At 35.6% G+C, this 20,946-nt stretch carries 14 protein-coding genes and 1 pseudogene; 7 read left to right on the top strand and 8 right to left on the bottom strand.

What is annotated here, in order from left to right; translation table 11 throughout:
- Positions 1-224: 224 nt before the first annotated feature.
- Positions 225-1,547: a DUF3078 domain-containing protein gene (locus XYLOR_RS02745; RefSeq protein ID WP_036876778.1), complete on the bottom strand. Its 1,323-nt coding sequence runs from the start codon at positions 1,545-1,547 to the stop codon at positions 225-227.
- Positions 1,548-1,711: 164 nt separating this feature from the next.
- Here XYLOR_RS02745 and pyrG point away from each other — a divergent pair, with 164 nt between their 5' ends.
- The 4 genes and pseudogenes from pyrG to XYLOR_RS02725 all read left to right on the top strand — a co-directional run bounded on the left by pyrG (position 1,712) and on the right by XYLOR_RS02725 (position 8,853).
- Complete coding sequence (pyrG, locus tag XYLOR_RS02740) at positions 1,712-3,325, top strand: CTP synthase (protein WP_036876776.1); 1,614 nt, start codon at positions 1,712-1,714, stop codon at positions 3,323-3,325.
- Between the two features lie 2 nt (positions 3,326-3,327).
- The gene (gene yidC / locus XYLOR_RS02735) at positions 3,328-5,214 is read left to right on the top strand and encodes a membrane protein insertase YidC (protein ID WP_036876775.1); all 1,887 of its coding nucleotides are present in this window, start codon (positions 3,328-3,330) and stop codon (positions 5,212-5,214) included.
- Positions 5,215-5,275: 61 nt separating this feature from the next.
- Complete coding sequence (dpp5, locus tag XYLOR_RS02730) at positions 5,276-7,459, top strand: dipeptidyl-peptidase Dpp5 (RefSeq protein ID WP_036876772.1); 2,184 nt, start codon at positions 5,276-5,278, stop codon at positions 7,457-7,459.
- A 12-nt stretch (positions 7,460-7,471) separates the two neighbouring features.
- Positions 7,472-8,853, top strand: a pseudogene (locus XYLOR_RS02725) (MFS transporter).
- An 84-nt stretch (positions 8,854-8,937) separates the two neighbouring features.
- On the opposite strand, the gene XYLOR_RS02720 reads toward XYLOR_RS02725, so the two are convergent.
- From XYLOR_RS02720 to XYLOR_RS02705, 4 genes are read right to left on the bottom strand one after another with little or no spacing between them, the layout of a single operon-like run.
- The gene (locus XYLOR_RS02720) at positions 8,938-9,885 is read right to left on the bottom strand and encodes an endonuclease/exonuclease/phosphatase family protein (protein ID WP_036876770.1); all 948 of its coding nucleotides are present in this window, start codon (positions 9,883-9,885) and stop codon (positions 8,938-8,940) included.
- Between the two features lie 46 nt (positions 9,886-9,931).
- Positions 9,932-11,605 (bottom strand): peptide MFS transporter, encoded by a 1,674-nt coding sequence (locus XYLOR_RS02715; protein WP_036876769.1) that lies wholly within the window; start codon positions 11,603-11,605, stop codon positions 9,932-9,934.
- 6 nt (positions 11,606-11,611) lie between these two features.
- Positions 11,612-12,355: a porin family protein gene (locus XYLOR_RS02710; protein ID WP_036876767.1), complete on the bottom strand. Its 744-nt coding sequence runs from the start codon at positions 12,353-12,355 to the stop codon at positions 11,612-11,614.
- Positions 12,356-12,358: 3 nt separating this feature from the next.
- On the bottom strand, positions 12,359-13,732 hold the full coding sequence (locus XYLOR_RS02705) for an amino acid ABC transporter substrate-binding protein (protein ID WP_036876766.1): 1,374 nt from the start codon (positions 13,730-13,732) through the stop codon (positions 12,359-12,361).
- A gap of 88 nt (positions 13,733-13,820) precedes the next feature.
- Here XYLOR_RS02705 and XYLOR_RS02700 point away from each other — a divergent pair, with 88 nt between their 5' ends.
- Genes XYLOR_RS02700 through XYLOR_RS02690 form a run of 3 tightly spaced genes read left to right on the top strand, consistent with a single transcriptional unit; the run spans position 13,821 to position 19,520 of the window.
- On the top strand, positions 13,821-14,543 hold the full coding sequence (locus tag XYLOR_RS02700; protein WP_036880567.1) for a T9SS C-terminal target domain-containing protein: 723 nt from the start codon (positions 13,821-13,823) through the stop codon (positions 14,541-14,543).
- 12 nt (positions 14,544-14,555) lie between these two features.
- Positions 14,556-17,381, top strand: a complete 2,826-nt coding sequence (gene uvrA, locus XYLOR_RS02695) for an excinuclease ABC subunit UvrA (protein ID WP_036876764.1) — start codon at positions 14,556-14,558, stop codon at positions 17,379-17,381.
- A 3-nt stretch (positions 17,382-17,384) separates the two neighbouring features.
- Positions 17,385-19,520, top strand: coding sequence for a Tex family protein (locus tag XYLOR_RS02690; protein WP_036876762.1), 2,136 nt, complete (start codon positions 17,385-17,387; stop codon positions 19,518-19,520).
- Between the two features lie 73 nt (positions 19,521-19,593).
- Here the strand turns inward: XYLOR_RS02690 and rplT are convergent, their stop codons facing one another.
- The 3 genes from rplT to infC all read right to left on the bottom strand — a co-directional run bounded on the left by rplT (position 19,594) and on the right by infC (position 20,938).
- The gene (gene rplT / locus XYLOR_RS02685) at positions 19,594-19,938 is read right to left on the bottom strand and encodes a 50S ribosomal protein L20 (RefSeq protein ID WP_036876761.1); all 345 of its coding nucleotides are present in this window, start codon (positions 19,936-19,938) and stop codon (positions 19,594-19,596) included.
- A 34-nt stretch (positions 19,939-19,972) separates the two neighbouring features.
- Positions 19,973-20,170 carry a 50S ribosomal protein L35 gene (rpmI, locus tag XYLOR_RS02680; RefSeq protein ID WP_036876759.1) on the bottom strand — a complete coding sequence of 66 codons (198 nt, stop codon included), beginning with the start codon at positions 20,168-20,170 and terminating at the stop codon, positions 19,973-19,975.
- A gap of 72 nt (positions 20,171-20,242) precedes the next feature.
- Positions 20,243-20,938 carry a translation initiation factor IF-3 gene (gene infC, locus XYLOR_RS02675; RefSeq protein WP_036876757.1) on the bottom strand — a complete coding sequence of 232 codons (696 nt, stop codon included), beginning with the start codon at positions 20,936-20,938 and terminating at the stop codon, positions 20,243-20,245.
- Between the last annotated feature and the right edge of the window lie 8 nt (positions 20,939-20,946).

Genomic DNA, 20,946 nt, shown 5'->3' with positions numbered 1-20,946 from the left:
TTAATGCATCATCATGCAATGACTTAATAATTGTTGAGAAGTTTATTACCAATGCTGATGCTGTGGTTTCAAAACACACCGTCAAAGAATGCTTTACCTTTTGCAATATCAATGATATACAAATTGTCAAAAAGAAATGAGCTTGGTAATATACCAAGCTCACTATATACATATTATATTAATTGTTCAACGTTCATGGTTTTGCCATAATTGATAACTAAATGCTAGAAAGAATAAGCAAAACCAATAGAAGCATACTCTTGCAACTGCCAATACCCATTCTGAGCATCCTTAGCAGATCCATCATCAAAACGTGGATACACAAATAGATTCGTGCTAATGTACTGATTAAACTGGAATGTTATAGTATTTTCCCACTCTAGCTCAGCACGCTTATAGGTAGTATAACCATAAAGCCGGGTTTTCCACTTAATCATATCTGATAACTTCCAAGCCAAATCAAATGTAAATTCAGAACCATAGTCATTCATCGTATGACGACCATCTTTAAGTCCATACCTAGTTGCCAAACTCAAGTAGTCAACATATCTAAAGTTATAAGCTATCGGAGCTAAGTTTATGTTACCGGTCAACTTATTATCTTTAGTTTTTACGGTATAATCCATACCCAATGAAAGGTTTAGATTAAATGGAGCCATAAAAGATGAATAGACTTTATCATCATTGCTCTTAAATCCCTTGCAAAACTGAGTATAAGTTAATAACTGGAATGTATAGTACCAACTTTTACTAGCTTGCAGTCCTAATTTTCCAGTATATCTGATGAGGTCATCTGTCGTTTTAAATTTATGAAGACTATCACTCCTTGATGATTGGAGACCTAATTTTAATTCTAATTTATTATCAAACTTCAATCCAGACTTATTATTATAATTAGCCTGCATAGTGACACTACCAACCATTGAATAATTACTTTCACCTCCTTTATACCAATTATCCGTGACATAGTTTTGCATAAACTGCAGATAGTAATCACCGGTAATAGTCAAAAAATTAGGTTTATAGACTATAATATCCATTGGCATCACATCAGGCTCAGCAGGAACCGGTGCTATTTTATCTTTAAGAATCACACTATGCTTAACAGGCCTTTTAAGGTCTGCAGGTACTACACCATATTTATTAAGTCTATTCTGTGTATTAACAACCAAAGAAGGTCTGTTCATATAAATATAGAACAGAGCATCGTCAATTTGCTGATTTGTAATACTTTGACTACTTCGCTTATGCCATAGTAACAGATTATGATCCGCCACAGAATGATAAAAAGTAAGAGGCGCAAAAAGCTTAAAGAACCTTCCGTCTGCAACACTTTGCTCATTCAAAGAATCAGCCTTAGGTTTATAAACAGAGTCAAGCTTATTCTTAGCCATACTAAGAGAATCCGAATACGCTTTTACAAGGATTTGACTTTCACCCCTATTATATTGACGAGATGACAATCCAGAATAACGATTTTGAGCATTAACAGATATATTACCCAAAACCATTATTGATAACAATATTATTATATCTAATTTCTTCATTTCAGGGTGCAAATATATTAAATTTACTTGATAAGAATGATTATGCGACTGTATTTTTTGAACTTATTAATTTAATTAATAATTAATTTGGTAGGTAACTCTTTTTTTTGTAATTTTGCAGCTTGTATTGTATTTTGATAAATTAAAATAAAAAGATAATTATCGTGGCAGAAACAAAGTACATCTTCGTCACTGGCGGTGTTGCGTCCTCATTAGGAAAAGGAATCATCTCGTCATCAATAGGTAAACTCCTTCAGGCAAGGGGTTACAACATCACAATTCAAAAGTTTGACCCTTATATCAATATTGATCCGGGTACATTAAATCCCTATGAACATGGTGAATGCTATGTAACAGTTGATGGTCATGAAGCAGATCTTGACCTTGGACATTACGAACGCTTTACCGGTATCCAAACAACTAAAGCCAACAATTTGACTACAGGCCGTATATACAAATCGGTCATAGATAAAGAGCGGCGTGGAGACTATCTAGGAAAGACAATTCAGGTAATACCTCATATAACTGATGAAATCAAACGCAATGTTAAATTGCTTGGTCAAAAATATCACTACGATTTTGTAATAACTGAAATCGGTGGTACAGTCGGTGATATTGAGTCATTACCTTATCTTGAGAGCATAAGACAGTTGAAATGGGAACTTGGTAAAAATGCGCTATGTGTACATCTTACATATGTACCTTACCTAGCAGCCGCCAAGGAACTTAAAACAAAGCCGACACAACATTCTGTAAAAGAACTTCAGAGTGTAGGTATCCAGCCGGATATATTGGTTCTAAGGTCAGAGCATCCGCTTAATGACAATATCCGAAGAAAAGTAGCAAACTTCTGTAATGTAGATTTTGAAGCAGTAGTGCAGAGTGTAGACATGCCTACAATTTACGAAGTTCCTATACGCATGCAAGAACAAGGTCTAGACGCCACTATACTTAAGAAGATGGGTGAATCTGTAGGCGAAACACCAAGTCTTGGTCCATGGCGTCAATTTCTAGAACGCCGTCATAAAGCTAAAGAAGTAGTAAATATAGGTCTTGTCGGTAAATACGATTTGCAAGACGCATATAAAAGTATCCTCGAAAGCCTTTCACAAGCAGGCACTTACAATGATTATAAGGTAAAGGCCACATTCATAAATAGCGAAAAGCTTAATGAAGAAAATGCAGAAGAAAAAATTAAAGACATGGATGGTATCGTAATCTGTCCAGGATTCGGCCAACGTGGAATAGAAGGTAAAATTATTGCAGCACATTATACAAGGGTTCACAATATACCTACATTCGGTATCTGTCTGGGCATGCAAATGATGGTAATCGAATTTGCACGCAATGTACTTGGCTATGAAGATGCCAACAGTACAGAGATGGATGAAAAAACGGAATATAATGTGATTGACATCATGGAAGACCAAAAGAATATCACAAATATGGGCGGAACAATGCGTTTAGGTGCATATGAATGCATTCTTAAACAAGGTTCACGAGTATTTGAAATATACAAGAAAGAACATATCCAGGAGCGTCACAGACATCGTTATGAATTTAACAATGATTACGAGAAAGAGTACGAAAAAGCCGGTATGAATTGTGTGGGTCGGAATCCAGAAAGTGATTTAGTAGAAATTGTTGAAGTTCCGGGACTTAAGTGGTACATCGGTACACAGTTCCATCCCGAATATTCCAGCACTGTTCTTAAACCACATCCTTTATTTGTTGACTTCGTTAAGACAGCCATTGAAAATAAATCGAGCAAAAAATAAATATGAATAAAAATAGCATAATAGGTTTTGCTCTCATTGCAGCATTACTCATAGGTTACAGTTACTTTAACAAGCCTTCGAAAGAAGAGCAAACTGTGCAGATGAAACAAGATTCTATCGCACAGGTTGAAAAACAAAAGTCTGAAGAGGCTCTGAAATCTCAAAAACAGACACCGCAATTATCACAAAATGCAAGTGATACGACATTACTGTTTCATAAGGCATATAGCGGACAGAGCAAAAAGATTGTTCTTAAGAACAGGAAATTAGCTCTTACACTTGATACGCACGGTGGCAACATAGTTGATGCCAAAATATTAAATTTCAAAGACCGTAATGGTAAAAAGGATATTACCATATTCAGTGGTAAAGATCAACAGATGAAATTTATGCTTTCAGGCAAAAACGAGAATGTTGTTACAAGCGACTTATTTTTCACCGTTACCAATAAGACAGATTCAACTGTTACTTTGACAGCGAAAGCTAGTAATGGTGGTTCAATCAATTTCAACTACAAGCTTAATAAAGACTACTTAATTGAGTTTTCTGTATTAGCACAAGGTTTAAGTGGAATGTTTGCTCCAAACTATAACAATATGGATATAGAGTGGACAGACCATTGCCGTCAACAAGAAAAAGGTTTTACATTTGAAAATCGTTACGCATCTCTTACATATAAGAAGAAAGATGGAGGTACTGATTATCTGAATGAAGGCAAAGATGTTGTTGATGAGAAAGTTGAAGATGTGTTGGATTGGGTTGCATTCAAAAATCAGTTCTTTAGTGCTGTACTCATTTCCAAAAATGATTTCCAGGCTAATTCTCTGATGACAAGTCTCCCTCAGAAAAAAGGTTCTGGCTATCTTAAGCAATATGGAGCAAAGATAAAGACATTCTTTGACCCTAATGGAAAGACACCTACGGTAATGGAACTATACTTAGGGCCAAATGATTTCAGACTTCTCCAAAAAGTAGAAAAAGAAAGTAAAATAGGTAAGGATCTAGAACTACAACGCCTTGTATATCTTGGATGGCCACTGTTCCGTATAATAAACAGATGGTTTACTCTATATGTATTCGACTGGCTTACAGGTCTCAATATAAATATGGGTATAGTATTGATACTTATTACATTACTATTGAAACTAATCACATATCCGCTGGTAAAGAAAAGCTATATGTCTTCAGCTAAAATGCGTGTTTTGAAACCAACACTTGACGAAGCAACAAAGCAGTATAATAAGCCGGAAGACCAAATGCAAAAACAGCAAGCCATGATGGGGCTGTATTCTAAGTATGGTGTAAGTCCACTTAGTGGGTGTCTCCCAATGCTAATACAAATGCCTATATGGATTGCGATGTTCAACTTTGTGCCGAATGCGATACAACTGCGTGGTGAAAGTTTCTTATGGATAAAAGACTTATCAACATTCGACCCTATCATTACATGGAACCATAGTATTTGGCTTATAGGAGATCACCTTAGTTTGACTTGTATACTTTTCTGTGTTGCCAATGTTCTATATTCAGTAATGAGCATGCGTCAACAGAAAGATCAAATGGTTGGTCAACAAGCAGAGCAAATGAAAATGATGCAATGGATGATGTATCTTATGCCGGTAATGTTCTTTTTCATGTTCAATGACTATTCAGCAGGATTAAATTTCTATTACTTTATATCATTATTCTTCAGTGCTGCAATCATGTGGATACTGAGAAAAACGACAAATGACGAGAAATTATTATCTATACTTCAAGAACGTTATAAGGATAATAAAGGTAATCCAAAGAAAGCAACCGGAATGGCAGCCAGACTTGAGGCGTTACAAAAACAACAAGAAGAAATCAAACGCCGCCGTGAAGATTCATCAAAAAATAAAGGAATATAAACGCGATATTAGAGGCGGGCTTAATTTAGTCCGCCTCTAAAGTTCTAATTGAAGAAAAACAATGAAAAAAACATTATTATTGTCTGCTACATTACTATTAAGTAGCAGTCTTCTAAAGGCACAAACAGAAGTGGAACAAAATCCTATAGTAAAAAACAACATAACACTTAGTAGTGACTTGATGACGCCTGAAGCACTTTGGTCTATGGGTAGAATAGCATCAGTACAAGCATCACCTGACAATAAAAAAATTGTATATCAGGTAGGATACTATAGTGTACCTAAAAACAAAGGGCATCAAGTGATATGCGTAATGGATATCAATGGTAAAAATGCTCACCAAATTACAGTCAGTGCAAAAAGCGAGACAGACCCTGTATGGATAGAATCAGGAAAACGTATTGCATACTTAAGCAGCGAGAGTGGTACTAATCAAGTATGGGCAATGAACCCAGACGGAACAGGGCGCACACAACTTTCAAAATCAAAAGATGATATTGAAGGTTTTGTTTTTTCGCCTGATGGCAATAGTATAATTCTCATCAAAGAGATTCCTTTTCACGAAAGCATAAAAGAAAACCCTTCTGACTTATCTAAAGCTAGTGGAAGAGTTGTTACAGATCTTATGTATCGCCATTGGGATGAATACGTTGAAAGCATTCCACATCCTTTTCTTGCAAAAGTAAGTGGAAATAACATTAACGATGGTGTTGATATTTTAAAAGGTGAACCATTCGAATGTCCGATGAAACCATTTGGAGGCATAGAACAACTAGCATGGAGCCCTGATTCTAAGTCAATAGCATATACTTGCCGTAAAAAGACAGGACGCGATTATGCAATATCTACAGATGCAGACATCTATTTATACAATATAACTACAGGCACAACAAAAAATCTTTGTAAACCAGTAGGATATGTTGAACCGCAAATTGATGCTTGCCATTCAATGAAAGATCAAGCTGTAAACTCTGCTGAAAATCTTAAAAATAATCCAGGCTATGACGTTAACCCAAAATTCTCACCTGACGGCCAATATATATCTTGGCAGAGCATGGCTAGAAATGGATATGAAAGTGACCGTAATAGACTTTGCGTTTATAACCTGGCTTCTGGAAAGAAGACTTATGTAACAGAAGCATTTGACTCTAATGTTGATAACTACTGTTGGAATACAGATTCTCGTTCTCTCTATTTTATGGGTTGCTGGCATGCATGTATAAACATATATAAGACGAACCTTCAGGGACAGATAAAACAAATAACCGAAGGATGGAATGATTATGCATCATTGGATATAATAAATAATGGTAAACAACTTCTTACTTTACGTCAGAGCATATCTCAAGCCAACGAAATTTATATCGTTTCTCCAGGCAAAGAAAAGAATGCTAAAGTACAACAAATTTCTTTTGAAAACAAACATATATACGACCAGCTTACAATGGGTAAAGTGCAAGAGAGATGGGTTAAGACTACTGATGGAAAAGAGATGCAGTGCTGGATAATACTCCCACCCCATTTTGATCCAACAAAGAAGTACCCGACATTGTTGTACTGCGAAGGTGGCCCACAAAGTCCTGTAAGTCAGTTCTGGAGTTTCAGATGGAACTTTCAGATTATGGCTGCAAATGGCTATGTGATTGTTGCGCCTAATCGTCGAGGTTTACCAGGATATGGTAGCGCATGGAACGAAGAAGTTAGCGGTGACTGGACAGGACAATGCATGAAAGATTATCTTAGCGCTATTGACGATGCAACTGCCAACCTTCCATTCGTTGATAAAGACAGATTAGGATGCGTTGGCGCAAGTTTTGGAGGATATAGCGTATACTGGCTTGCCGGTCATCATGAGAAAAGATTTAAGTGTTTTATAGCACACGATGGAGCTTTCAATCTAGAATCTATGTATACAGATACTGAAGAAGAATGGTTTAGTAATTGGGAGTATGAACGTGCTTACTGGGACATGAAGGACAGCGAAAATGCTCAGAAAACATATGCAAATAGTCCTCATTTATTTGTTGATAAATGGGATACGCCAATACTTTGTATTCATGGAGAAAAAGACTACAGAATTTTAGCTAATCAAGGCATGGGAGCTTTCAATGCTGCTCGTATGCGCGGAATACCAGCTGAATTATTGATATTCCCAGATGAGAACCATTGGGTACTTAAACCACAGAATGGAATATTATGGCAACGCACATTCTTCGGATGGCTTGACAAATGGTTGAAAAAATAATAAATAATAAATATGACTGAAAAAATAAGACAAAAGTTGAGTGATTCGGCAGCAATGCGTTGGACTGCACTCGTTATAGTAGCTTTGACCATGATGATGGGCTACTTTCTTACAGATGTTATGTCTCCTCTAGAGAACATGCTTGAGACACAACTCCATTGGACAAGTAGTGAATATGGATTTTTCTCCGGATCATACGGGTACATAAACGTATTTTTGTTGATGCTCTTCTTCGGAGGCATCATATTAGACAAGATGGGAGTAAGATTTACCGGAATAATGGCATCCTCACTAATGGTTTTCGGAGCATTTATAAAGTTTTATGCCATTTCAAATATATCACCGGATGAATCTGTAAAGCTTGCTATTTTAGGATATACAGAAGGAATAAAGATACAAGTATTAGTTGCCTCTTTGGGATTTTCAATATTTGGTGTTGGTTGCGAGATAGCGGGTATTACCGTTTCAAAAATCATTGCTAAATGGTTTAATGGACACGAAATGGCACTTGCCATGGGATTCCAAGTTGCACTAGCACGTCTTGGAACAGCAGGAGCTCTAGCTATAAGTCCAAAAATTGCATCAACATATAATCTTTCAGCACCAATACTTTTTGGCGCAGTATGCTTGGTCATAGGATTATTATCATTCATTATATATTGTGTTCTTGATAAGAAACTAGATGCTTCTATTGAAAAGAACAATACATCAACAGATGAAGAAGAAAGTTTCAAATTCAGTGATCTAGGAGTTATTTTAAAGAATCCAGGTTTCTGGCTAGTAACGTTCCTATGCCTACTATTTTATTCTGGAGTATTCCCTTTCTTGAAATTTGCGACTAAACTAATGATTTACAAATATGGTGTTCCAGAAAATATCGCTGGATTCATTCCTGCAATATTACCTTTTGGAACAATTATACTTACACCTCTTTTTGGCACTCTATACGACAGAATTGGCAAAGGTGCTACACTTATGATTATGGTAGTATTATGTTAACTGGAGTACATATCTGTTTTGCTTTGCCTATTCTAAATGTTTCATGGTTCGCAATTATACTTATGATATTATTGGGCGTAGCATTTTCGCTTGTACCAAGTGCCATGTGGCCTTCGGTTCCAAAGATTATACCTATGAAACAATTAGGTTCTGCTTATGCTATAATTTTCTATATTCAAAATATTGGACTGTCGTTAGTACCTGTACTTATTGGAAACGTTATTGAAAAGTATTCAAAGCATACATTATCGAATGGAACTCTTGCATACGATTTTACAATTCCAATGGCAATCTTTGCCACATTTGGTATTGCAGCTGTAATAACAGCAATAGGATTGCATATACTTAATGGCAAAAAACATTATGGACTAGAACAAGCTAATATAAAGAAATAATAAGATATTGAATATTAAAAAAATAGTGTGTATCTTTAATTAATTTAGATACACACTATTTTTTAGATAAAGACCTAATGCAATCTAATTAAACTGAAGCACCAATGGTAAATGATCACTATATCCATTATTAAATCGATACCCTTTAAAAGTACGTTTAGGAATTACTCCACCATATTTTTTATCATCTTCCAAAAGAAAAGAGGCATCGTTTATTTTGCATGAATTGACTTTTTTATATAAACCAGAGCTTAGTAATATCTGGTCTAAACTATTCCATTCTCCTTTATATCTATATGTTGCTAAAGCTCCATTTCGACCTTTAGCCTTGCAAGAAATATTTGTAAGACTTTCATCCGCACAAACCTTAACAACAGCACTGTCTGTAAAATAATCATTAAAATCGCCCGCTACTATTATATTAGCATTGGGACTTATTACTCGTAAGGAATCGATTGCTCGACAAAGTGTACGAGCCATATGCATACGATGTGGGCGTGATTTTGCTTCTCCACCTACCCTACTCGGAGCATGAACAACATAAATGTGAAGAGTGTCTCCATCACTAACTATTCCTGATGCATATAGAATGTCTCGTGTTGCTCGCATACCAGACATAGGTGGAAGACGAAATGATATATAGTTTATAAGAGAAAATGACATTGGTAAATACGCCAGTGCAACATCAATGCCACGCGCATCTGCAGAATTGGTAACGACATACTCATAACCAGCATTACGCAGCAAAGAACGCTTGGTTAAATCTAACATAACACTGTCATTTTCGATTTCACACAAAGCCATCATATCTGGCAATCTCCAATCTGATGATTCCGTATTTTCTCCACAAGAGATAAGTTCTCTAGATATATTATTAATCTTACGCCAAAATTTATCTTTAGTCCAACTACGTTCTGACTGAGGAAGAAACTCATAATCATTTTTCAGACTATCATGAACACAATCAAAAAGATTTTCACAATTCAACTCAACAAAGGTGAAAAGAGATATTAAAAAAAGACTTATACACATAATGAAAAAGAGGCAGAATTATAATTCTGCCTCATATATTAAATTATTAGCATACCCGTTCAAGGCGCTTCATTAATGCCATCATAACAAAGAACGAAAGCAAACATACTACTATCAAAACAATCCAGACAGACCACAATGGCAAAGACCCCCACAACCATCCGGTAATCTGAACCATCATATTACCAACGGCAGTAGCAACAAACCATAAACCCATCATTGTGCCTTTCAATTTAGGTGGAGCTACCTTACTTACAAAACTTATTCCCATTGGACTCAATAATAATTCTCCAAATGTAAGCACTAAATATGTACTAATAAGCCAATTAGGAGACACGCGACTAAATGACGCACCTGCCTTTAATGCATCTGGTGAAGGTAAGCCTATAGAAGCAAAAGTCATTAGACAATAAGCTATCGCAGCTACAAGCATACCGTATGCTATCTTACGTGGTGCAGACGGCTCGTTCTTTTTTGAAGCCATATAACCAAATATTGCTAAAGAGACAGGTGTCAAAGCCACGACAAATGAAGGATTGAACTGCTGGAATATTTGAGGCAACACTGATATTTTAGAATCAGTAGTTCCCATATTGTATATAATGTATACTAATGGCAATACTATTAATGCGGCTGAAATTAATTTACCTCTTACTGTGCGATTTTGGAATATGCCAAAGGCTCCATAAACCATCAATATAGCTGAAACTAAATTAGTTACATCAAAAGCAAATCGCTCTGATCCAGAAACAGTCTGCTGTGTATAATCACGTGCAAAGAATGTAAGTGTAAGCCCGTTCTGGTGAAAACTCATCCAGAAAAAAATCACAACTGCAAAAACCAAGAAAAGTGCGACAACTCTCTGATGGGTTTCTTCCTTTGATAATTCTTCTTCCTGAACTCCAGCAGCTGCAGCTGTCTTACTATTATAATCAGCATTCTTAAACGAATTGCGAAATAAATAATAAATTGCGAATGACAATATTAATGAAAAACATGCTATGCTGAATCCTAAATTATATGATAGAGAAAGAGAGTCTATATACCTATGGCAGAAACTTGCTATTACAGAGGGATCATAACTATTAATACCCTGACCGATCATTAACGTATGCAACTGGCTTGTAGCTCCTGCTGTCATACCTGTTGGGCTATCCAGATATTGATGAGCCAACTGTGGTATTGCAGAATTGTATGTAAAACCTCCTTTAGTCATTATCCAATTTGTAACTAATGTTGCAGCCGTTGGCGCAAATAAAGCTCCTATATTGATTGCCATATAGAAGATTGAGAATCCTCCATCACGCTTACCCGAATAACGAGCATTTTCATATAAGTTGCCGACCATAACTTGTAAGTTGCCCTTAAAAAGCCCGGTTCCACATGCAATAAAAAATAGAGCGATAGACATTGCTATAATTCCTAGCATATTTGCAGCGAATGGTACAGCCATAAGTACATATCCAAAAAACATAATGAATATGCCTATTGTTACCATTTTACCATATCCCCACTTATCTGCTGCCATACCACCAAAAAGAGGTGTAAGGTATGCCATCATTAAGAATGAACTATAAAAAGCTCCAGTAGTCTGCTCTGAAAAGCCGAATTTAGCCTGGAGATAAAGTGTAAAAATAGCGAGCATTGTATAATACCCAAATCTCTCGCCTGTATTAGCTAAAGCTAATGCGTATAATCCTTTCGGTTGTCCTTCAAACATAGTATTTTATTTTTTTGTTTTTGTTATATCAAATAAATATGTCATTTTCAATATTATATTGCCCAAATTACTCCTGCTGAAATAATCTTTTTTTGAATTTCCATATATATCACCCAGACCATAATAATATCTACCTTCAAATAATATATGTCCTGCATGTGGTATTGAATATTCAACACCAAGACCTGCTGTAATTCCATAATCTAGCTTATTTGCCACTGACATAGTATCTTGTGCTATAGTCTGATTAGAACGTTCTGTTATATGCTCTTTTGCATATGCAATAGTGAAATTGGTTTTCTCTTTATCATTAATATATAAACCAAACTGCGGACCTGCCTGAAAAAAGAATTGGAAACCTTTTTCCTCTTTCCCCCATCCGAGACGAGCTAAAATAGGAAGCTGTATATAATTAAGGTCACGAGCATATGTCATAGGTTCTCCTTTGTCATTCAATATGGTAGCATCTTTAGCATCAAGTATCTTCTCTTTCCAACCTACCATGGAATAATTTAATTCAGCCTGTATAGCACATATACTATTAAAATATTTCTCGCATACATAACGGAAGGTGAAACCACCGCTAAAACCGCTATGCATTGATTGAGTTACTTTAGGTGTAAAACTTATGTTGCTTAATACATATCCGGCATTGAACCCAATACTAAGGTCGTTGCGATGCTCCCCTATTTGCGCTGAAGCCGAAAAAGTAGATAAAACAAATAATAAAAAAATGAAGAATCTGCGCATATCTTAATATTTGATGGTTTCTATTGTATGATTGTATTTATAGTGAACAAACATAAAACTTTTGTTCTGTAATCCACCATTTCCAACTCGTGAAAAATGAAGCGGCGTTTGAATTGGAATGTAATAAGAGGATTTAAGATTTCCATCGAAACTTTTACCATATAAATGAAATGCATTAAGGAAATAATATGCATGGTCAAAACCGGCTATTGCAAAACGCGGTAAATAAGATTGCATATCAGAATGAAATTGTTTTATATATTTCTGTTCAAAACTTCGCGTAGAAGATGATAATGAATTATAATAGAATGTACTTGGTATATATGTATCAAAACGATAAAAATTATCAAGATTATATTGAGTATACATCAACCACTCCGTATAACCATACATAGAAATGACAATTCCAGGTGTATTAACTAACATTCCATTAAGTTTGGCAAAAGCCACATTCAACTCTGGCGAACGGCTTGTATTTAATATTACAACATTAGGTTTGGTACGACTGAACGCCTTTGCAAACTGTATTTCACTAGATTTTAAATTCGTAATACCATATGAAATGCCGTGAGCTTCCAATTGGCGTCTCAATCCCATTGTAAAGATTCCCTTAGTACTAGTTGTATCGTTACAGTCGATAAAGACTGGGTGGTAAGCAGAGAAACGATCAAAATACTTTTTAATTGCAGTTTCATTAAGATCATTTGCTGACTGATATATTTGAAATATATCACGATTTCGTAATACTTCTGAACTAGATATAGAAAACGGAATTATCAACTTTATTCCATGACTCATGGCAAAATCAGAAAGAGGCTTTACTTGATTAGAATAGAGAGGACCAAATATTACATCACACTGTGAAGCAGCTTTATCCAGTAATATTATTCGTATATCCGTGTCTGCTGCAACATTCCATGAGTGAATATCTACAGATAGGCCACTTTTCTTTAAGCTGTCGCAAGCCATTAATAGTCCGCGGTAATATTCTATCATCCTATGACCATCTCCATCAGCATTATGTAGTGGAAGCATAACTCCAACGCGTATAACGCGCCCCTTAATATCATCAGCATTGTTCTTAGGTATTGTAGAATTAAATTCACCACCTTTTTTTACAATTACTTCTCTTTGATCTTTTGTATATGGTATGCAAATATAAGAACCCTTCTTCAATTCATAACCTGGGACATTCATTTCAGAATTCGCATTTAGAAGTTCTTCAACCGTCAAACCATACTGGTTTGCAATATTGAATAAAGTCTCATGCTTTTTTACTTTATGCATAGCCCTCCATTGAGTTGTAGTTTGTGCTAAACTAGACACACTTAATATGAGTATCAAAAGCATTGAAATATATCTAAAAAATCGTTTCATAATAAATATTTTATTTTTTCGCCTACAAAAGTACAAAAAAAGAGTTGCTAAATCAACATTATTCTGTAATTTTGCACAAATATATCTTATGAAGAGGAAAATAAAAATTATATTTGCATTTTTGAATACTATATTTATAGTAACAAATGCATTTGCAGACAAAATACCGACTATAGCTCCATCTGTATTATATACTTTATGCGATGGAAATAAGTCATATAGTGTAGATACAACAATGTCTGCACCTGTTACAGGTATTTTTTATGCAAATGTATCAAATTTAGGAACTTATGTTCCTAATTATGAATGGAGGTTTTATCTTGCTAACAATGAAGACAATCCTTATCTTATTAGATATGAAGAAAATACAGAATACTCATTCTCTAAAACAGGAACTCATTGTATAGTACTATACGCCAAATTCATTTCTAATAATGACACTATTGAATATACAAAAAAATTCTGGGACAAGAACGTTCCATTAAAATTAACTATCAGCGAAAGTAAATTGCAAATGCCAAATGCTTTTTCACCTAATGGTGATGGAATAAATGACATTTATAAAGCCAAAAATGGATATCAGTCACTAACAGAATTTCATGCCTCAATATATAACAGATGGGGCCAGAAATTATATGAATGGAATGACCCTGCTAGTGGATGGGATGGAACTTATAAAGGAAAAAATGTAGTTCAAGGCGTATATTATGTTTTAGTAAAAGCTAAAGGAGCAGACGGAATAGTATACAATATAAAGAGAGACATTAATCTGTTAAGGGGATATACCTCCAATAATACAACATCAGAATAGGTAAAAGGAAAAATGAATTGCGAAGACGGAAAAATTAATGTTTTTGGGGCCAGAGTTCACAATCTAAAAAATGTAGATGTAGAAATACCTAGAAATAGTTTGACAGTAATAACAGGACTTAGTGGTTCTGGAAAATCATCGTTGGCTTTTGATACAATTTATGCAGAAGGCCAAAGAAGATATATTGAAACATTTTCTGCGTATGCACGAAATTTTTTAGGTGGAATGGAGCGCCCTGACGTAGATAAAATTACGGGACTTAGCCCTGTAATAAGTATAGAACAAAAAACAACAAACAAGAACCCTCGTTCGACAGTAGGTACTACTACTGAAATTTATGATTATCTGCGTTTGTTATATGCTCGTGCTGGTACTGCCTATAGTTATGCGACAGGTGAGAAAATGGTTAAGTATACAGAGGAGAAGCTAATTGATATGATAATGCATGACTATGATGAACATAAAATATTAATTTTAGCACCGCTTATAAGAAGCAGGAAAGGCCATTATAGGGAGTTATTTGAAAGTATGCGCCGTAAAGGATACCTTAATATGCGAGTTGACGGCAAATTGCAGGAAATAACACGTGGCATGAAGGTGGACAGGTATAAGAATCACGATATAGAGGTTGTTATAGATAAACTAACTGTAAAAAACAAGGATAACGAGCGACTTAAAAAGAGTGTAAATATAGCACTGAGACAAGGAGACGGTCTACTTATTATTTTAGATAAGGACTCAGGTAATCAGAAATATTACAGCAGGAGACTTATGTGTCCAACTACTGGAATGTCCTATAGTGATCCTGCCCCCAATAATTTTTCATTTAATTCGCCACAAGGTGCATGTTCTAGGTGTAAAGGTCTTGGATACATAAATGAAATTGATTTAAATAAGGTAATTCCTAATAAAAAGGTAAATATCCACGATGGTGCCATAGTACCACTTGGAAAATACAAAAATCAGATGATTTTCTGGCAAATTAATTCAATTCTCGAGAAATATGGATGCGATCTTAAAACGCCAGTGAAAGACATACCTGATGATGCCTTAAATGAAATACTTTACGGTACAATTGAAGATGTGCGTATAAAAGCAGAACTCGTTCATACATCAAGCGACTACTTCGTAGCATTTGATGGCGTTGTGAAGTATCTTCGCACAGTAATGGATAATGACGATAGTGCAAGCGGACAAAAATGGGCAGATCAGTTCTTGGCGACCTGCAAATGCCCGGAATGTCATGGCCATCGTTTAAATAAAGAAGCTCTTTCTTATAAAATATGGGATAAAAACATATCTGAACTAGCTGAAATGGATATATCAGAGTTGCATGATTGGGCAAATCAAGTAGAAGAGCATCTTGATCCGCAACAGAAAAAGATTGCTACAGAGATTCTCAAAGAAATTCGCAACCGCTTAGTTTTTTTACTAGATGTTGGATTGGATTATCTTGCACTTAACCGGCAATCATCTACCCTATCAGGTGGAGAAAGTCAGCGTATAAGGCTGGCAACTCAGATTGGTTCGCAACTTGTTAATGTATTGTACATTCTAGATGAGCCAAGCATTGGACTACACCAACGAGATAACGAGCGACTCATCAACTCGCTTAAGGAACTTCGTGACATTGGCAATACAGTGATTGTTGTTGAACATGACAAAGATATGATGCTAAACGCTGACTATATAATTGATATGGGACCTAAAGCAGGTAAATTAGGTGGTGAAGTTGTATACCAGGGAACACCAACGGAGATGCTTAAGGAGAACACTGTAACAAGTCAATATCTTAATGGTAAAAGAAAAATAGAAATACCACAAAAAAGAAGAAAAGGGAATGGCAAGAGTCTTTGGATAAAGGGAGCATGTGGAAACAACTTGAAGAATATTGATGTGGAATTCCCTCTTGGTAAATTGATTTTAGTAACAGGTGTCAGTGGTTCAGGTAAGTCAACACTTATAAACGAAACTCTACAGCCTATACTCAGCCACCATTTCTATCGTGCTCTAAAAAAGCCAATGCAATATACTTCTATCGAGGGTATAGAAAATATAGACAAAGTTGTGAATGTAGACCAGAGTCCTCTTGGACGTACTCCAAGAAGCAACCCAGCTACATACACTAGTGTATTCAGTGATATACGTTCGCTATTCGTTAATCTTCCAGAAGCTAAAATACGTGGGTATAAACCAGGTAGATTCTCTTTTAATGTAAAAGGTGGACGATGTGAAGCCTGTTCTGGCAACGGTTATAAAACTATAGAAATGAATTTTTTGCCTGATGTAATGGTTCCTTGTGAAGTATGCCATGGTAAAAGATATAATCGGGAAACACTTGAAGTCAGATACAAGGGAAAAAGCATTGCGGATGTCCTTGACATGACAATTAATCAAGCTGTTGAATTCTTCGAAAATGTTCCAAACATCCTACAAAAAATTAAAACAATACAGGATGTTGGTCTTGGATACATAAGACTAGGACAACCGTCTACAACCCTTAGTGGCGGTGAAAGCCAACGTGTTAAATTGGCTACGGAACTTAGTAAACGTGATACTGGTAAAACAATGTATATACTTGATGAACCGACAACAGGATTGCATTTTGAGGATATAAGAATTCTTATGGATGTTCTTAATAAACTTGTAGATAGAGGAAATACCGTTGTGGTAATTGAACATAATCTCGACGTTATAAAAATGGCAGACTACATTATTGATATTGGCCCTGAAGGTGGACGCAATGGTGGAAAAGTGTTAAGTATAGGAACACCAGAAGAAGTTGCAAAAAGCAAAAAAGGATTTACTCCAAAATTCCTTGCTGAAGAACTGAAATAAATTATGAATAACATATTTACAAAAAGAATAGCTTTTGAGCTGAAAATATCTGAACATGGTGTTAGCAATACATTACAACTCCTTGAAGAAGGATGTACTATCCCTTTTATAAGTAGATATCGAAAAGAAAGAACTGGCTCTCTTGATGAAGTTCAAGTATCTCAAATAAGCAATTTGAATAATAAATTCAAAGATATTGCGAAAAGAAAAGAGACTATTATAAGAACTATTAATGAGTCTTTAAAAATGACTCCAGAACTAGAGAAACGTATTAATGAATGTTGGGATGTTACAGAACTAGAAGATATATACTTACCGTATAAACCGAAGCGTAGGACCAAAGCACAAATAGCTCATGAACAAGGACTTGAACCCCTAGCAACAATCATAATGATGCAGAGAGAAAAAGATCCTTCAACAATCGCACAAAAATATGTAAAAGGCGATGTAAAAGATGTCGAAATGGCCTTAAAAGGAGCCAATGATATCATTGCTGAAAACATTAGCGAAAACGAAATAGCAAGACAGCAAGTTCGAAACACTTTTAGTAGAGAAGCTTTTATTTCTTCCAAGGCTATTAAAACAAAGATGGAATCTAATGAAGCCCAGAAATTTTCTGATTATTTTGATTTTTCAGAACCCCTAAAAAGGTGTTCTTCACATCGACTTCTAGCAATGCGACGTGGTGAAAAAGAAGGATTCCTACGTGTTAGCATTTCTGTTAACGATGAAGAATGCATTGATAAACTAAAACGACATTTTGTATATAATAATGGAAAATGCGGCATCCTTGTATCTGAAGCTATTAATGACTCATACAAACGTCTTTTGAGACCAACTATTGAAACAGAATTTGCTACTGCTAGTAAAGAAAAAGCTGATAATGATGCTATTGGTGTATTTGTTGATAATCTACGCCAATTGCTATTATCGCCACCATTGGGTCAAAAACGTGTTATGGGTATAGATCCAGGATTTAGAACAGGATGCAAAATAGTGTGCCTTGACGCTCAAGGAAATTTACTACATCACGAAGCGGTATACCCACATCCTCCTAAGAATGACATTAAACTTGCATCTAAACAAATAGAACAGATGCTCGATAAATACGAAATAGATGCAATTGCTATAGGCAATGGAACTGCGAGTCGAGATACAAAGGAATTCATAGAAACTTTACATACGACAAAGAAAATTGACGCTTTTGTCGTTAGTGAAGATGGTGCATCAATTTATTCCGCATCTAAGACAGCACGGGATGAATTTCCAAATGAAGATATTACTGTAAGAGGAGCTGTAAGCATTGGAAGAAGACTGATGGACCCACTTGCCGAACTAGTCAAAATTGATCCTAAAAGTATTGGTATTGGACAATACCAGCATGACGTAGATCAAATAAAACTTAAAGAAAGTCTAGACCAGACTGTTGTAAGTTGTGTTAACTCTGTTGGTGTAAACTTAAATACAGCCAGTTCGCACTTATTAATGTATGTCAGCGGGTTAGGTCAAACACTAGCTAAAAATATTGTTGACTATAGAAAGAAAAATGGAGCATTTACAAGCCGTGAACAACTTAAGAAAGTTTCACGTCTTGGTCCTTCTGCGTATCAGCAATGTGCAGGTTTTTTACGCATAAATAATGCAGCAAACCCTCTTGACAATAGTGGAGTGCATCCTGAGAGCTACAAGATCGTAGAATGCATGGCAAAAGATTGCGATTGTACTCTATCTGATCTCATTAAAGATAAATCAAAACGCTCACAAATTAATATTAACAAGTATATTAATAAAGAGATAGGAATACCAACGCTCACAGACATATTAAATGAGCTTGAAAAACCTGGGCGAGATCCACGAGAACAAATAGAAACGTTTGATTTTGACAAGAACATAAAAGATATTAGCGATCTTAATATAGGTATTGAATTACCTGGTATCATCACAAATATAACTAAATTTGGAGCATTTGTAGATATAGGTGTTCATCAAGATGGCTTAGTCCATATTTCACAACTTGCAAATAAATATGTTTCAGACCCAACACAGGTTGTTAAACTACACCAACATGTGAAAGTTAAAGTATTAGAAATAGACAGAATACGCAACAGAATATCACTAACAATGAAAGACTTAAACTAATTTATAATAAAACATATATATAAAAAGACCGCAATCAAATTGATTGCGGTCTTTTTATATATAATTATAATAATTACTTAACTTTCTCAACAATTGCTTTGAAAGCTTCAGGGTTATTTACAGCTAAATCTGCAAGAACCTTGCGATTTATCTCTATGCCTGCCTTATGAAGGGCACCCATTAGAGTAGAATAGCTCATATCCTCAAGACGAGCTGCTGCATTAATACGCTGAATCCACAATGCGCGGAAATTTCGTTTTTTATTTCTACGATCACGGTAAGCATATGTCAAACCCTTCTCCCAGGTGTTCTTTGCTACCGTCCAAACATTTTTTCTTGCTCCATAATATCCACGAGTGAGCTTTAAAATTTCTTTTCTTTTTGCTCTTGAAGCAACGTGATTTACTGATCTTGGCATAATTTTCTTTCTTTAATGTTTGTTTGACTGTTGATTAACGTAAGCATAGCAAGTCACGAACCTGCTTCATGTTTGTCTGGTCTACAATTGTCTGATGAACCAGATTACGTTTTTGCTTCTTTGTCTTCTTAGTCAAAATATGACTATGAAAAGCATGATGTCTTTTAATCTTACCTGTTCCAGTGAATGAGAATCTCTTCTTCGCACCAGAATTTGTCTTTGTTTTTGGCATTTTTCTAATTTTAATTATTGTTATTTATTATGCTGTGGCAACGTATATACCAAGACGTTACGCACATATTTATCAATCTAAATTTAGCTTTTTTAAAGCATCACCACCATTCTTCGCATTATCAAAAAGTCCACCACTTTTAGGAAGGATCTCCAAATCAACATTTACTTCCGATGAATTGGTGTTCACTTTAGACTCTGCCTCTTTTTTCTCTCTATCTACTTTTTGCTGGCTTTTCTTTATCGTGCCTGTTTTTTTCGGAGTAAGCGTTATAAACATTTTTTTCCCTTCCAATGCAGGCATCTGTTCAACTTTTCCAAGCTCTTCCAAATCATTTGCAAAGCGAAGTAACAAAACTTCTCCCTGTTCTTTGAATAGAATTGAACGTCCTCTAAAGAACACATAAGCTCTAACTTTATTTCCTTCTTCCAAAAATTCTTGAGCATGTTTCAATTTGAACGCATAATCATTTTCACCTGTCTGCGGGCCAAAACGAATTTCTTTCACTTCAACCTTAATCTGCTTGGACTTCAACTCCTTTGCTCGTTTTTTCTGTTGATAAAGGAACTTAGAATAGTCTATGAGACGACATACTGGCGGTTGTGCATTCGGAGATATCTCAACGAGATCAACTCCTTGTTCACGTGCCATGTCCAACGCTTGACGTGTAGGTACTACTATTGATCCGCCTTCACCAGGAATACGGACTTCCCGTACGCGAATTTGTTCATTCACACGGTACTGATTCTTTAAATTGTCATTCTTCATTCAACTAT

The sequence above is a fragment of the Xylanibacter oryzae DSM 17970 genome (genome assembly GCF_000585355.1).
Lineage (GTDB): Bacteria > Bacteroidota > Bacteroidia > Bacteroidales > Bacteroidaceae > Prevotella > Prevotella oryzae.
The sequence above is the reverse complement of the archived record's forward strand: the minus strand, read 5'-3'. Positions and strand labels throughout refer to the sequence as shown.